The sequence below is a fragment of the Demequina sp. B12 genome (assembly GCF_028823635.1).
Classification (GTDB): domain Bacteria; phylum Actinomycetota; class Actinomycetes; order Actinomycetales; family Demequinaceae; genus Demequina.
On sequence record NZ_JAPEHU010000004.1, the window covers coordinates 318,561 to 332,386 of the forward strand.

Genomic DNA, 13,826 nt, shown 5'->3' on the forward strand with positions numbered 1-13,826 from the left:
GATGGTTAGAAGCCGTAGATCTCTGCTTCGAAGGCGCAGTCGGCGGTTCCGTGTTCGTCCATGTACTCGAGCGCAAACACCAACAGGTCTTGGTCGTTCAAGTTCGGATCAAACTCTGCTCCTTCGCGTGTCAGGCATGCTTCCACGAGTGGGCGTTGCTTGGCGATGTAGGCACTTTGCAGTGCTTCGGAACTCGGCTGAAGTTGATACGCCTGCCCGGTCCAGTAGACCTCAGACTGGTCACAGACCGTGACGCTTTCCTCGGAACTGCCGTCGCCCAGCTGGGCGGCATACCCGGGAATCGTGAGCCCGTAGTTAGTCGTCTCTTCGACGACATGAGCCTCGATCTCTACATCTGCAAGGCATGCGACAACGTTGCGGTTGGCCTCGAGTGCCATCTCATATGTCAGTTCACCGTCGGCCTTTGCCTGTTCCAGGATGTCGATCTGCTGTGCCGAGGCTCCCTCGTTGTGCGCTTCTTCCAGCAGCTCGTCTATGTAGGCGGCAAAGTCAGGGTCTGCTGCCGCATCGGAGGCTGCTGGCGAGCAAGCAGTAGCTCCCAGGACGATGAATGCAGCGGCTGCGCCCGACCAGCTATGCAGTCGGGCAAGTGGATGTTGTCGACTCTTGTTCATGTGATGCCCTCTTGGGACGATCCGGGCGAGAGTGGACCTTGAGCCACCCTCGCCCCGATGCGTGCCCCTGTTAATTGCTAGTGATAGACCTTGTACGCGAAGGTGTTGGAATGCGACTGGTAAACGCGAGTCGCCTTCCACGTGATACCGGAGATCCAGTTGGTTCCGCCCTCGCTGTACTTGATCTTCTGGCCGATGGAACCCGCGCAGCCCCCATCTCGCGAGTTGGCGCCACTCGAGTAGAGCTCGGAAATGATGCCACAGCCGTCAACGTAGGGACACGAGTCATAGACCAGCCAACCGGAGTCGGCTGCTGCAGATGCAGGCGCGCTACCCAGGATGGCTAGGGCTAGTGCCCCCCCCAGGACCGCAGTCTTGCGGAACTTCTTCATAGCTTCTCCTTTGAGTTCTCGTACAGTCGTTGTACGAGTGCCGCCGAACCTACCGACGGTTTGGAAGGAGTGTCAATACCGTATTTATGTGGGCAGAGCGTGTGCAACGTTCACACGCGGTAGCGCCCGAGCGGAGCGCCAGAGTCACAAGGGCCCAGTACTGGCCCGGCCGCTGGCGGTGGGCACAGGGCGGCGCTCACCAGCAGGCATTCCGGCTGGAGCATGCACCCGCTAGGCTGGCCCCCATGCGCATTCTGGTCACGGTCAAGCACACTCCCGACCTTCAGTCTCAGCGTTCCTTCACCGACGGTCATGTGACGCGCTCGGCTGAGGACGGCACCATGAACGAGCTCGATGAGAACGCTGTTGAGGCGGCTCTCCAGCTGGTGGAGGCTGCAGGCGAAGGCGAAGTTTACGCACTGACGGTAGGAGGGCCCGATGCGGTCGCCGCCGTCCGTAAGGCACTCCAGTTGGGTGCCCATCACGCGATTCACGTCTGTGACGACGCCATCGCGGGTTCTGATGTCTTCGGTACGGCCAAGGTGATCGCCGCTGCGGTGACGAAGGTCCACGAGGAAGCCCCGCTGGACCTCGTCATCACCGGAATGGCGGCGCTCGACGGCCTGACCTCGATGCTGCCCACCGCGCTCGCGGCTGAACTTGACTGGTCGCAACTCACTCTGGCATCGGCCCTTTCCGTGGCAGACGGTGAAGCGACCATTGAGCGTCACCTGCCGGACGCGCACGAAACACTGTCCGCACCGCTTCCCGCAGTGGTGTCGGTGACGGATGAGGCAAACAAGCCTCGCTACCCCAACTTCAAACTCATCATGGCGGCACGCAAGGCGCCCGTCGCACAGTGGTCGTTGACCGATCTGGGTGTTGACGCCGCGACCGTGGGATCCGGAGCCGCACGCACCTCCGTGGTCGATGCCTCCGAACGTCCTCCGCGTGAGAACCGCATCAAGGTCACGGACACCGGAGACGCGGGAACCCAGTTGGCTGACTTCCTGATTGAGAAGGGACTCGCATGAGCACCGTCGCAGTACTGATTGACCACCGCGACGGTGCCGTCACGCGCCCGTCGCTTGAAGCCCTCACCCTCGCCCGTTCGCTCGGCACCCCTGTGGCCGTGTGGCTAGGCGCCGCACCTGGAGCCGATGCCACCGCTCAGTTGGGTGAGTATGGTGCGGCAGAGGTCCGCGTGGTCGACGGGGATAACCTTCGTCTCTCCGCTCGCGCTGCGGCCGCTGTAGGTGCCGCGTCCGAGGACGCTGCCGTGCTCCTCATGATCTCGACCTTTGTGTCGAAGGAGATCGCGACCCGGCTGGCGCTTGCCACCGGTGCGGGCGTGGTTGTCGACGCCGCTGGCGCTGAGCTCGTGGATGGCAAGGTCGAGACCCTGCAAACCGTGTTTGCCGCGACCTGGAACGTGCGTTCCCGGATTGAGTCAGACAAGGCCATCGTGGGCATCCGCCCCAACACGACTATGGCCGCACCCGCGCAGACGCCTGGCGCTGCGACCGTTGTCGACATTCAGGTGGACCTGCCTGAGACTCGTGAACGCGTGGTTGCAGTAGAGGCCGTCGAACAAGGCGATGGTGTGCCGTTGGCTGAGGCTCCTGTGGTGGTATCCGGTGGTCGTGGCACCGGCGGTGACTACGGACTCGTGGGTGAACTCGCGGAACTTCTTGGCGGCGCCGTGGGCGCCTCCCGTGACGCCACCGACGAGGGCTGGATCAGCCACGAACACATGGTGGGCCAGACCGGCACCACCGTCACCCCTGCGCTGTATGTCGCGTGTGGAATCTCGGGTGCAGTCCACCACCGTGGCGGCATGCAGGCCTCTGGCACCATCGTGTCCATCAACATGGACCCGGACGCGCCCATCTTCGACATCTCAGACTTCGGTGTGGTGGGCAACCTGTTTGACGTGGTTCCGCAGACCATCGCCCGCATCAAGGAGCACCGCGGCTCTTAGCCGCGAGTGTCGATCGATAATCCCAGCGCTTCCCAGCGTTCGATTTCTTCTGCGAGAGCCTCCGCTTTCACCATTCCCTGTGTTTGGGCGTGCTGCCCAGCCAGGAGGTGAAGTGGGGGCTCTGGCAGTTGTGCGACCTGCAGCATGATCCGTGCGAGCGCGTGCGGGTCTCCGGGCTGGTTGCCGGGGAGATGGTCAATGCGATCCCAGTAAGGGTTCATGATGGGCGCATAGTCCGGGTGGGTGGTGCGCACTTTCTGGCCGGAGGGAATCCACTGGGACAGCACGGGCCCCGGTTCGATCAGGGTGACGCGAATCCCCAGGTGGCTGACCTCCTTGGCGAGCGCTTCCATGAAGCCGGACACCGCCCACTTGGACGCGCAGTAGTAGCCCATGCCGGCGGATCCGCGCACGCCTGCGATCGAGGACACCGTGATGATGTGTCCCGTTCCACGTTCTCGCAGGTGAGGCAGGAACGCCGTCGTGACCTGGGCCGCACCCCAGAAGTTCGCGTCCATCACGGCGCGTGCTTGCGCGGGATCCGAGTCTTCGATGGTGGAGAAGTAACCGATTCCGGCGTTGTTGACCAGCACATCCACGGGGCCGAGCGCGAGCGCTGCGGAGACGGCGGTGTCGATGCTTGCGGGGTCAGTGACGTCGAGCGGGAGCGCGATGACGGTGTCGGGGTACTGATCCACAAGGTCAGCAAGGGTCTGTGGCTGACGTGCGGTAGCGATCACGGTATGTCCCGCTGCCGCCGCTGCTTCTGCGGTGGCGCGGCCGATGCCTGTCGAGCATCCTGTGATGAACCAGGTGGCCATGGTCTACTCCGTTCCCGTGCAACCCAGGAGAGGGTCGTTCTCTCCGGCATATCCAGTGTTGCCGATCACTTCAAACCCTGTTGCTGAATGCGCGGTGTGATAGCGCTGGTAAAACGTGATCGCAGCGTGGTCCCCGCGTTCGTGGGCGACTACCCAAATCGCGTCGTCCCGGCCTCCTTCGAGAGTGACGTAGCCGTCAAAGCACACGGCGACACGTTCTGCATCGGACTGGCGCGCGGTGTCGAATGCGCGTGCCACGCTCCCCTCAAGGGTGTCGCCGGCGATCCGAGTGAGGACACGCTTGTGTGCCGCGCCTTCGGTGACAACGAAGGGGATGAGTGGGCCGTCAGGAGCGTTCTCAACTCCATAGTCGAGCGCTGCGAGCGCCAGCTGGTGCAGCTGTGGGCTGCCGGGAATCTCCATAGGTTCCACCGTAATGGCCCTTCCGTAGACTGACGGGCATGGGCACTCACTACTTTGATCATGCGGCTACGACGCCCATGCTTGACGCGGCGCGGGATGCGCTCATGGCTCATATGGGCCTGGTGGGTAACCCCTCGGCTCTGCATGCGGCAGGCCGGGCCGCCCGGTCAGTCGTTGACGAGGCTCGTGAGACAGTGGCGGACGCCCTGGACGCGCACCCGTCGGAAGTCTTGTGGACGTCTGGTGGCACGGAAGCAGACAACCTTGCGATCAAGGGCTTGTACTGGGCGCGTCAGAGGGCCGATGCGCGCCGGACCCGCATCGTGGTGTCAGCAGTGGAGCATCACGCAGTGCTGGAGCCGGCTGAGTGGCTGGCGCACGAGCACGGTGCGCACCTGGTGCTGATCCCGGTTGACGGCAACGGAGTGATCGACCTGGCGGCCCTGGAGCGCGAGATCGCCGCCCATACGTCCCAGATCGCGCTGATCTCTGTCATGTGGGCCAACAACGAGGTGGGTTCCATTCAGCCGGTCGCGCAGGTGGCCTCTTTGGCGGCGCCGCATGGGATCCCTGTGCATTCGGACGCGGTGCAGGCGGTGGGCCATGTGCCGGTGAGTTTCCAAGAATCGGGACTGACGGCGTTGAGTTTCAGTGCGCATAAGGTGGGCGGCCCGGTGGGCGTCGGCGGCCTGGTGGTCACACGTACGGAACGCTTGGAGCCGGTGACGCATGGGGGCGGTCAGGAACGTCAGATTCGTTCGGGAACGCTCGATGCTGCGGGCTTTGCCGCGACCGCTGCCGCCTTGCGATGGGCGGTGGACGCCGTGCCGGCGGAAAGCGCGCGGCTACGCGAGTTGCAGGCTCAACTGGTGGAGCGCATCGGCGCTGCTGTGCCGGAAGCGCACCTGTCGGGGGCACCGCTGGGGGAGGGCCGGCTACCCGGCAACGTGCACGTGTGTTTCCCGGGTGCTGACCCGGATGCGCTCATGTTCATGCTGGACTCGCACGGCATTGAGGCGTCGACGGGCGCGGCCTGTTCTGCGGGCGTGCACCAGGCCAGTCATGTGTTGCTTGCTATGGGCAGGTCTACCGCGGATGCTGCGTCGACTATGCGTTTCTCGCTGGGGCATACGACTACTCAGGACGACATCGACGCGTTGATTGCGGTGCTGCCTGAGGCGGTGGAGCGGGCCCGGCGCGTGCACTCGGTGTGAGCACTCGCCGTGAGCGCCCGCGCCGGGCGTCACGGACTAGTGAGGCCTTGGGCCTGCGCTTCCGTGAGCGCTGCTTCGACGTCGATGATTCCCGCGTCGAGGCGTGTCAGTTCCCAGTCGTTGTGGGCAGTCTCCGCGAGGAGGTGCGGAACCTCCTGGGCTGGGACTCCAGCGGACAGGAGTAGCGCGACCGCGCCTGCGACCAGTGGTGACGCCATTGAGGTGCCGGACATGGTCTCGTAGCCGTCGGAACCGTCGGGGTAGAGCGTGGTGGCGTAGGTCGGCACGGTGGAGACGATGTCGGAGCCGGGCGCGGCTACGGCGCGCTCGTCCCCAGCATTGGAGTACAGCGCGGGGAGTCCCAGCACGTTGGTGGCGTTGACGACCAGCACGTGAGTGCCGAACTTGTATTGGTTGCCGGTTTCGCGGTTGTTGCCGGATGCGGCCACCACGATGACATCGTTGTCGTGCGCACGTTCGATGGCGTCGTTGATGATTCCGCCCTTGGAGATGCGGCCTCGCAGTCCGGTCTCGTCAAGAGAGAGGTTGATCACGTTGGCGCCGTGGTCGACAGCCCAGTCGATGGCTTCCGCGATGTGGGCGTTGGTGCCTGCCCCGTCAGAGTCGAGTACTCGCAACGGCATGATCTTCGCTCCAGGGGCCGCACCGATGATCCCTTTGTTGTTTGCTTCTCCGGCGGCGATCCCTGCGACGTGGGTGCCGTGCCCGTTCTCGTCCTTGGGATGGCGATCATCGTCGATGAAGTCGTAGCCGTCCACGATGTGGGCGCGCAGATCGGGGTGGCCGGTGTCGATCCCGGTGTCCAGGATGGCGATCACGACGTCTTCGCCGGTGTACCCCTGCGCCCACACGTACGGGACTCCAATCTCGTCGAGCCCCCATTGGGTCTCCCGCAGTCCGTCGGTGGCGACCGTGGGGTCGACCTCCTGAGAGCATCCGCTCAGGCCGAGTACAGCGGTGGAGCAGACAAGGGCGGCAGGAATGATGCGGCGCATGGCCGGGATTCTGCCAGGTGTCTCGACTCAGACGCTAGCCGTGCCGCCGGCGGGTCGAGCGTCGAGACTAGGGTGGGCGTCAACGAAAGGACCTCTTCATGGCAGCAGAGCAGACCTCCTCCCACCTCGCGAATGTGCGTGATCTCGGCGGTGTGGCGCTGTCGCTTCGGAACGGAGTGCTGGTGAGGGCCGATGCTCCTGCTCAGGGGGATGTGGCACCTCAGGGGATCGAGCCGTGGCCTCCTGCGACGGTGGTGGACTTGCGCGGCCCCGCGGAGAAGGGGCGGCCTCACGGACTCGGTGACGTTGCCACGATTGTTGATGTTGAGGTTTTGGCTCAGGCGCACCTGACAGGGGAGCAGGCGCGGGAGACACTTGAGTCACTTGACGCTCTGTATATGGAGATGACGCAGGGGCAGGCCGCGACTGCTTTGGTCGCGGCGGTGGAGGTGCTCGCCACGGCACAGGCGCCGGTGCTGTTTCACTGTTCGGTGGGCAAAGACCGGACGGGCGTGCTGGCGGCGCTCGTGGAGGCGTTGGTGGGAGTGGAGCGGGACGCGATCATTGCGGATTACACCGCGACTGGCCCACACATGCAGGCGGTCATTGGCCGCATGATGGCGGGAGTGCGGCCCGAGTTTGCGCAAGCGGCGCTCGCGTCCGTCCCCCCGGAGGTCTTTGAGGCGCCTGCGCATGCGATTGAAGCGGTGCTCGACCGGTGGGACCGTGAGGGCGGTGTGGAGCAGTGGTACTTCGCGCATGGTGGCACGGAGTCCGTACTGGTCGCGCTTCGAGAGCGGCTCCTGGGTTAGGGGCGCGTACCATGGATGGTCGTTCCGTTTGTTGTCGTAACTGAAGGTTGTTCCCCATGCGTGTCCTCGCAGCATTGTCAGGCGGTGTTGACTCCGCCGTTGCCGCTGCACGTGCCGTCGATGCGGGGCACGATGTCGTGGGTGTCCACATGGCGCTCAGTCGCAACCGCGACCAGTTCCGTTCGGGTTCGCGAGGCTGCTGCTCGATCGAGGACTCGAATGACGCCCGCCGGGCGGCGGACAAGCTCGGGATTCCGTATTACGTCTGGGATCTGTCGGATGAGTTCCACGATCTGGTCGTCAAGGACTTTCTGAATGAGTATGCGGCGGGACGCACCCCGAACCCGTGTGTGCGCTGCAATGAGCACATCAAGTTCGACACCCTGCTGGAGCGTGCGGAGACGCTGGGATTCGACGCCGTGGCGACCGGTCACTATGCGCGCATCGTGATCCGCGAGGACGGCGTGCGCGAGCTGCACCGCGCCGTCGACATCGCCAAGGATCAGTCATACGTCCTCGCGGTCATGGGACCGGAGAAGGTCGCGCAGTCGATGTTCCCGTTGGGGGATATGGCGTCGAAGGCGGAGGTCAGGGCGGAGGCCGCCGCGCGCGGGCTTGGCGTGAGCAACAAGCCTGACTCCTATGACATCTGCTTTGTGGCGGACGGCGATACGAAGGGCTTCTTGCAGCGCGAGTTGGGGGAGCAGCCCGGAGAAATTGTGGATGAGTCCGGTTCCGTCGTGGGTGCGCACCAGGGGGCGTACGCGTACACGGTGGGCCAGCGCAAGGGGCTGGGCATCGGCCGTCCTGCTGCCGATGGGGCGCCCCGGTATGTCACAGGCGTGGACACGGCGCGCAATGTGGTGACAGTGGGGCCGGAGACCTTGTTGTCGGTGTCGACGCTGCGAGGTGAGGAGGCCGTGTGGCTTGCCCCGGATGTTCCGGCGGACACGCCTGTTCCGTGCGAGGCGCAGGTTCGCGCCCACGGCGCAACCACTCCTGGGACGGTGGTGCGTGACGGTGACACGATGACGGTAGAGCTCGATGAGCCGATGCGTGGTGTGGCGGCAGGGCAGTCGCTGGTCGTGTACGCGGGCACGCGGGTGTTGGGGCAGGCCACGCTGGCCTCCCGGCGTGTCTAAATGAGGCTTGACTTCTACCAGGGGTAATGCTCAACCTTCCAGTCGCTGGAAGGGCCTTCGTCCTGGTAAACCTCGGAATCGAGTCATGTAGATTCGCGGCATGAAGCGTTCAGTTCTGATCCCCGTAGCCCTGTCCGCCGCCGCTGCCTTGGTGCTCGCTGGCTGCTCTGCGTCCTCCGAGCAGGCGCCCGAGGAGACTTCCTCAGCCACGGCATCGGCCCCTGCTCCAAGCGTCACGACGGATGCCGCGGGTGTGCCGCAGCCCATCCTCGATGCAGGCTTGGGTGAGTTGTCGACAGAAGAGTTGATCGACACCCTTGACCAGACGGCGCTCGCCGACCGTACTGAGGACTTCATGGCGTCGGTGCGGTATGACGAACTGCTGGTGCTGACGGATGGCTCGGAGGAGTCGATGCCGCTGACTGGCGACGAGTTCTATGTGTCCTTCGCGCCGTATGTCAACCAGACCCACGACTGCTACTACCACTCGTTGACGACGTGCACCGGTGAGTTGGGCAATGCCGACATCCACGTGACGGTGACGTCCGATGCGGGTGAGGTGCTGGTCGACGAGGACATGACGACCTTTGACAACGGCTTTGTGGGGCTATGGCTACCGCGTGATATCGAGGCAACCCTTGAGGTGACCTACGGCGATCTGAGTCTCACCCAGGACATTGCAACTGGTGAGGAAGACCCCACCTGCCTGACAACAACTCAGCTCGGGTAGTCCCCGCCGCGATTGACGGCCGCCTCGGTGCGCTCCCTCAGGGCGCCGGGGCGGCTGTTGTCGTCTGCGAGGGAGTTCAAGCGGGGCGGCGGTGCCTGGTGCGCGGGCCAGCGGGGGTGAAGCGCTGATCGTAACGGTTCGATATCGAAACGTTTTTATTGACGATTTCGCGTTGACATCTACATATTCGGCTCCTAGCGTGAAGCCAACTCGTGAAAGCGCTCTCACCGCATGAGAGAGCGCTCTCGCGAGTGGGATAACCCTTCTCTCACAAAGGAGTGAACGTGATCTTCACGCGACGCAAGAAGGCGCTTGCCGCAGCAGCAGGTACGGCAATCTTTGCCCTGACCCTCGCCGCATGCTCAAGCGACGACCCCGCTGACGAGTCGACCGACGAGTCGACCGGCGGCACCACAGCCGAGGCGGAAGGCGACGCTGAACCGGTCTCGTTGACCGTTGCCACCTTCAACACCCCCGGCTTCTCCAACTCGGAGAACGACAACGACTACCAGTACGACCTCATCGAGGAGTACATGGAGCTCAACCCGCACGTCACCATCACCTACGACCGCAAGGCCGAATCCGGTGACGCACGTGAGAACTTCTTCACCAAGCTTGGCCCCGGTGGACTCGCCGACGTCGAAATGGTGGAAGTGGACTGGATGCCCGAGGTCATGCAGTACTCGGACCTCCTCACAGACCTGGCATCCGCAGACGTTGAGGGACGCTGGGTGGACTACGTTGAGGCCGGCGCCACTGACGCAGACGGACGCCTGATCGGCTACGGCACTGACACCGGACCCCAGGGCGTGTGCTACCGCGCCTCGCTGTTCGAAGAGGCCGGCCTGCCCTCATCCCCTGATGAGGTGGCAGCACTACTCGATGGTGACTGGGACAACTTCTTCGCAGTCGGTGACGACTACGTCGAAGGCTCCGGCGGCAAGGCATTCTTCGACTCAGCATCGGGAATCTGGCAGGGCATGGTCAACCAGCTCGACGTTGCCTTCGAAGACTCCGACAGTGGCGAGATCATCGTGCTCGACAACGACGCGGTCAAGGCAAACTACGACCAGCTCACCGCAGCATCCGAGACGCAGTCGTCGCACTTCGGCCAGTGGACCGAAGACTGGTTCGCAGGACTGTCCAACGGTGCGTACGCGACCATGCTGTGCCCGCCGTGGATGCTCGGTGTGATCGAGGGCAACGCCACCGACACCACCGACTGGAACCTCGCTAACGTCTACCCCAACGGTGGCGGTAACTGGGGCGGTTCCTGGCTGACCGTTCCCGCCAACGGCTCGAACATCGAAGAGGCCACCAAGCTCGCAGCTTGGCTGACCGCTCCCGAGCAGCAGGCCAAGGCCTTCGCGAACGCAGGTACGTACCCCTCGCAGGTCGACGCCTACTCCGACCCCGCCGTGACGGACGCGGTCAACGCCTACTTCAACGACGCCCCCATCGGAGAGATCTTCGCTGAGCCCGCGAGGCAGTGGTGCCCTCGCCCTACAAGGGTCAGTACTACTTCCAGGTCAACGACGCCATCAACAACGCGCTCACCCGTGTTGAAGATGGCACCGACGACCCCACGGCTTCCTGGGACAAGGCAGTCGCCGACATCGAAGCAATCGGCTAACAGCCGGCTTTGAGTCGCGGTCCGGGTCGTCTCCCGCAGTGGAGGCGGCCCGGACACCGCCCCCTAGGAATCTGCGTCACCTGAAGGAACCTCATGGCATCCACGGATTTGGACCGGCCCGCTGCCGGCGTCACCTGGCGACAGCGCCTCAGTAAGTGGGACGTCAAGGCGTCTCCCTACCTCTACATCGCGCCGTTCTTTGTTGTCTTCACCATCTTTGGCTTGTTCCCCATCGTCTACACAGCAGTCATCTCGCTGATGGACTGGGACACCATTCGCAACTCCGGCGAGTTCATCGGACTCGCCAACTTCGACTTTGTTCTGAACGATCGCAAGTTCTGGGTGTCATTGCGCAACACCTTCTCGATCTTCCTGCTGTCGTCCATCCCACAGCTCATCATTGCGACGTTCATTGCTGCGATGCTTGACCACCACCTCAAGGCACGGACATTCTGGCGCATGAGCGTCCTGGTGCCCTACGTCGTGATGCCGGTCGCCGTGGCACTGATCTTCTCGCAGCTGTTCGCTGACGAGTACGGACTCATTAACCACTGGCTCGGCCTCGTCGGAATCGATGCCATCCCGTGGCACAAGGAAGTCATCCCGTCGCATATCGCCATTGCTTCGATGGTGAACTTCCGGTGGATCGGCTACAACGCGTTGATCCTGCTAGCCGCCATGCAAGCGATTCCACGCGAACTCTATGAAGCCGCGGCAATTGACGGTGCAGGCAAAGCCCGCCGGTTCTTCTCGGTCACGCTGCCGCAGATCCGTCCCACCGCCATCTTCGTGATCATTACCTCGACGATCGGCGGCCTGCAGATCTTCGACGAGCCGCGCATGTTCGACAGCGCCGGTAACGGAGGTGCTGACCAGCAGTGGCTCACGATCACGATGTACATGTACAACACCGGTTGGGGTGAGTTGAACTTTGGTCGCGCGTCTGCCATCGCGTGGCTGCTGTTCCTCATCATCGTCGTCTTTGGCCTGATCAATTTCTGGCTGACGCGACGCCTCATCTCCTCCGAGAAGAGCGGGAGCTAACCATGGCCTTCAAGCGCACCTCCATGACGGACATCAGCCGTCCCACGTGGTTTACCTATCTGGCTCTCGTAGTCGTCCTGGTCGCCTCGTTGTTCCCGTTCTACTGGTCCTTCCTGATCGGATCGGGAGACTCCACCACCATTCGCGACCCCAACATGTCCTGGTTCCCCGGCGGCAACTTCCTCGAGAACGCGGCCACCGTTATTCAGAATCCGGCCGTGAACTTCTGGAAGGCCTTGGGGAACTCCATCATCGTGTCGACCACGGTCGCGGTGTCCACGGTGGTGTTGTCGACCCTCGCTGGCTTTGCCTTCGCCAAGCTGCGGTTCAAGGGTTCCGGGGGCTTGTTCGTCGCGGTGATCGCGACGATGGCGGTTCCCGTTCAGTTGGGCATTGTGCCGCTGTACATTCTGATGGCGCAGTTCGGTTGGACCGGCTCGTTGGGCGCCGTGATCCTGCCTGCACTGGTGACGGCCTTCGGCGTGTTCTGGATGACGCAGTATCTGCAACAGTCCTTGCCGACGGAGCTGATCGAGGCGGCTAGAGTCGACGGATGCAACATGATCCGCACGTTCTGGAACGTGGGTGTTCCAGCGGCGCGGCCTGCGATGGCCATGCTCTTCCTGTTCACCTTCGTCACAGCGTGGAACAACTTCCTGTGGCCGTTGATTGTGTTGGATCAGTCCAACCCCACGCTGCCGGTGGCGCTGTCGATGTTGCAGGCGAACTACTTCGTGGACTACTCCCTGGTGCTGGCCGGCGTGTTGCTGGCCACGGTGCCGCTGCTGATCATGTTTATCTTCACCGGTCGCCAGCTGGTTTCGGGCATCATGGCGGGTGCTGTCAAGGGCTAGCGTCATGACGAGCGTCACGGGCGCCAAGCCTGCGCAGGCGCGTGCCGCCGCCCCCACGTTGGAGGCGGTGGCCGCGCTCGCGGGGGTGTCGCGAGCGACGGTGTCGCGGGTCGTCAACGGGTCGTCGACGGTGACGCCGTCGTCAGCGGATGCGGTCCGAGCAGCGATCGCACAGCTGGGGTATGTGCCCAACCGGGCGGCGCGATCGTTGGCCTCGCAGCAGTCGCATGCGATCGCTCTGGTGGTGCCGGAGGACACGACCCGCTTCTTCGGCGACGTGTATTTCGCGTCGATCGTGGCAGGCATCAACCGGCGTTTGGAGCGGTCGGACTACCTCCTCAACCTCATGATTGCGTCCAAGGGCCCTGAGGCGAAAATGTTGCGCTATCTGGCTGGCGGCGTGGTGGACGGCGTGGTGGTGGTGTCTCATCACACGTCTGACATGTTTGTGCGTGAGATCGGGGACATGCTGCCCATGGTGTTTGGTGGGCGGCCTGCCTTCGATGACCTCAAGGGCTACGTGGTGGACGTTGACAATGTCGCGGGCGCCGCGACCGCGACCCAGCACCTGATCGATCGCGGCCGGCGGCGGATCGCCACCATCACTGGCCCCATGTCGATGCAGAGCGGTATGGACAGGCTGGAGGGGTGGCGCACTACGGTGGAGAAGGCGGGCCTGGAGCCTGGCCCTGTGGTGCACGGGGATTACACGATGCTGAGTGGTAGCAGGGCTGCTCGTGAGCTTCTTGCTCAAGGTGACGAGTTCGACGCCGTCTTCGTGGCATCGGACCTGATGGCTTCTGGCGCGCAGCCGGTGTTTCTGGATCGAGGGCTGCGGGTCCCCGAGGACATCGCCATGGTGGGCTATGACGACTCTCCCAGCGCGGTGCGGTGCGATGTGCCGTTGACGACGGTGCGTCAGCCGTCGGAGGCGATGGGGGAGGAGATGGCTGACATCCTGTTGTCGGTGCTTGCTGGAGACATGTCCAAGCCGCAGGAGACGCTGTTGCCGACCGCTTTGGTGGAGCGCTCTTCGACGTAGCCGGTGGGTGGCAAGGCTCTTGTGGTGAACAGTGCAGGCTACGAACCGGGCATAGTGGAACCCTGACGGTTGCTTCAGTTTCAAGGA

At 63.5% G+C, this 13,826-nt stretch carries 15 protein-coding genes; 10 read left to right on the forward strand and 5 right to left on the reverse strand.

The window, feature by feature from the left end; genetic code table 11:
• Nucleotides 1-5: 5 nt before the first annotated feature.
• Nucleotides 6-635 (reverse strand): hypothetical protein, encoded by a 630-nt coding sequence (locus ON058_RS10870; protein WP_274669063.1) that lies wholly within the window; start codon nt 633-635, stop codon nt 6-8.
• A gap of 77 nt (nt 636-712) precedes the next feature.
• The gene (locus ON058_RS10875; protein WP_274669064.1) at nt 713-1,027 is read right to left on the reverse strand and encodes a hypothetical protein; all 315 of its coding nucleotides are present in this window, start codon (nt 1,025-1,027) and stop codon (nt 713-715) included.
• A 245-nt stretch (nt 1,028-1,272) separates the two neighbouring features.
• On the opposite strand from ON058_RS10875, the gene ON058_RS10880 reads away from it, so the two are divergent.
• Nucleotides 1,273-2,061 (forward strand): electron transfer flavoprotein subunit beta/FixA family protein, encoded by a 789-nt coding sequence (locus ON058_RS10880; protein WP_274669065.1) that lies wholly within the window; start codon nt 1,273-1,275, stop codon nt 2,059-2,061.
• Entirely contained in the window at nt 2,058-3,008 is a 951-nt protein-coding gene (locus ON058_RS10885) for an electron transfer flavoprotein subunit alpha/FixB family protein (protein ID WP_274669066.1), read from the forward strand. The genes ON058_RS10880 and ON058_RS10885 overlap by 4 nt, the downstream gene beginning before the upstream one ends.
• On the opposite strand, the gene ON058_RS10890 is transcribed toward ON058_RS10885, so the two are convergent.
• Entirely contained in the window at nt 3,005-3,829 is an 825-nt protein-coding gene (locus ON058_RS10890) for an SDR family NAD(P)-dependent oxidoreductase (RefSeq protein ID WP_274669067.1), read from the reverse strand. The genes ON058_RS10885 and ON058_RS10890 overlap by 4 nt on opposite strands.
• Before the next feature lie 3 nt (nt 3,830-3,832).
• A complete protein-coding gene (locus tag ON058_RS10895) occupies nt 3,833-4,252 on the reverse strand; it encodes a hypothetical protein (RefSeq protein ID WP_274669068.1) in 420 nt (139 codons plus the stop codon).
• A gap of 38 nt (nt 4,253-4,290) precedes the next feature.
• Between ON058_RS10895 and ON058_RS10900 the strand changes: the two genes are divergently transcribed.
• Nucleotides 4,291-5,466, forward strand: coding sequence for a cysteine desulfurase family protein (locus ON058_RS10900; RefSeq protein WP_274669069.1), 1,176 nt, complete (start codon nt 4,291-4,293; stop codon nt 5,464-5,466).
• A 29-nt stretch (nt 5,467-5,495) separates the two neighbouring features.
• Here the strand turns inward: ON058_RS10900 and ON058_RS10905 are convergent, their stop codons facing one another.
• The gene (locus ON058_RS10905; protein ID WP_274669070.1) at nt 5,496-6,482 is read right to left on the reverse strand and encodes a S8 family serine peptidase; all 987 of its coding nucleotides are present in this window, start codon (nt 6,480-6,482) and stop codon (nt 5,496-5,498) included.
• A 98-nt stretch (nt 6,483-6,580) separates the two neighbouring features.
• Between ON058_RS10905 and ON058_RS10910 the strand changes: the two genes are divergently transcribed.
• The 7 genes from ON058_RS10910 to ON058_RS10940 all read left to right on the forward strand — a co-directional run bounded on the left by ON058_RS10910 (nt 6,581) and on the right by ON058_RS10940 (nt 13,739).
• Complete coding sequence (locus ON058_RS10910) at nt 6,581-7,294, forward strand: tyrosine-protein phosphatase (protein WP_274669071.1); 714 nt, start codon at nt 6,581-6,583, stop codon at nt 7,292-7,294.
• Between the two features lie 56 nt (nt 7,295-7,350).
• Nucleotides 7,351-8,436 carry a tRNA 2-thiouridine(34) synthase MnmA gene (gene mnmA, locus ON058_RS10915; protein ID WP_274669072.1) on the forward strand — a complete coding sequence of 362 codons (1,086 nt, stop codon included), beginning with the start codon at nt 7,351-7,353 and terminating at the stop codon, nt 8,434-8,436.
• 100 nt (nt 8,437-8,536) lie between these two features.
• On the forward strand, nt 8,537-9,166 hold the full coding sequence (locus ON058_RS10920; RefSeq protein ID WP_274669073.1) for a CueP family metal-binding protein: 630 nt from the start codon (nt 8,537-8,539) through the stop codon (nt 9,164-9,166).
• 284 nt (nt 9,167-9,450) lie between these two features.
• Nucleotides 9,451-10,812 (forward strand): ABC transporter substrate-binding protein, encoded by a 1,362-nt coding sequence (locus ON058_RS10925; protein ID WP_342453050.1) that lies wholly within the window; start codon nt 9,451-9,453, stop codon nt 10,810-10,812.
• Nucleotides 10,813-10,892: 80 nt separating this feature from the next.
• Nucleotides 10,893-11,843, forward strand: coding sequence for a carbohydrate ABC transporter permease (locus ON058_RS10930; protein WP_274669074.1), 951 nt, complete (start codon nt 10,893-10,895; stop codon nt 11,841-11,843).
• Between the two features lie 2 nt (nt 11,844-11,845).
• A complete protein-coding gene (locus ON058_RS10935) occupies nt 11,846-12,697 on the forward strand; it encodes a carbohydrate ABC transporter permease (RefSeq protein ID WP_274669075.1) in 852 nt (283 codons plus the stop codon).
• A gap of 4 nt (nt 12,698-12,701) precedes the next feature.
• The gene (locus ON058_RS10940; RefSeq protein ID WP_274669076.1) at nt 12,702-13,739 is read left to right on the forward strand and encodes a LacI family DNA-binding transcriptional regulator; all 1,038 of its coding nucleotides are present in this window, start codon (nt 12,702-12,704) and stop codon (nt 13,737-13,739) included.
• The last annotated feature ends 87 nt before the right edge of the window (nt 13,740-13,826 follow it).

Bases quoted from the DNA above. Each gene is read 5' to 3' on its own strand.
- ON058_RS10905 (WP_274669070.1), bottom strand. From the start codon at position 6,482: ATGCGCCGCATCATTCCTGCCGCCCTTGTCTGCTCCACCGCTGTACTC.
- ON058_RS10890 (WP_274669067.1), bottom strand. From the start codon at position 3,829: ATGGCCACCTGGTTCATCACAGGATGCTCGACAGGCATCGGCCGCGCC.
- ON058_RS10895 (WP_274669068.1), bottom strand. From the start codon at position 4,252: ATGGAGATTCCCGGCAGCCCACAGCTGCACCAGCTGGCGCTCGCAGCG.
- ON058_RS10920 (WP_274669073.1), top strand. From the start codon at position 8,537: ATGAAGCGTTCAGTTCTGATCCCCGTAGCCCTGTCCGCCGCCGCTGCC.
- ON058_RS10935 (WP_274669075.1), top strand. From the start codon at position 11,846: ATGGCCTTCAAGCGCACCTCCATGACGGACATCAGCCGTCCCACGTGG.
- ON058_RS10880 (WP_274669065.1), top strand. From the start codon at position 1,273: ATGCGCATTCTGGTCACGGTCAAGCACACTCCCGACCTTCAGTCTCAG.
- ON058_RS10900 (WP_274669069.1), top strand. From the start codon at position 4,291: ATGGGCACTCACTACTTTGATCATGCGGCTACGACGCCCATGCTTGAC.
- ON058_RS10930 (WP_274669074.1), top strand. From the start codon at position 10,893: ATGGCATCCACGGATTTGGACCGGCCCGCTGCCGGCGTCACCTGGCGA.
- ON058_RS10875 (WP_274669064.1), bottom strand. From the start codon at position 1,027: ATGAAGAAGTTCCGCAAGACTGCGGTCCTGGGGGGGGCACTAGCCCTA.
- ON058_RS10910 (WP_274669071.1), top strand. From the start codon at position 6,581: ATGGCAGCAGAGCAGACCTCCTCCCACCTCGCGAATGTGCGTGATCTC.
- ON058_RS10940 (WP_274669076.1), top strand. From the start codon at position 12,702: ATGACGAGCGTCACGGGCGCCAAGCCTGCGCAGGCGCGTGCCGCCGCC.
- ON058_RS10870 (WP_274669063.1), bottom strand. From the start codon at position 635: ATGAACAAGAGTCGACAACATCCACTTGCCCGACTGCATAGCTGGTCG.
- ON058_RS10885 (WP_274669066.1), top strand. From the start codon at position 2,058: ATGAGCACCGTCGCAGTACTGATTGACCACCGCGACGGTGCCGTCACG.
- mnmA (WP_274669072.1), top strand. From the start codon at position 7,351: ATGCGTGTCCTCGCAGCATTGTCAGGCGGTGTTGACTCCGCCGTTGCC.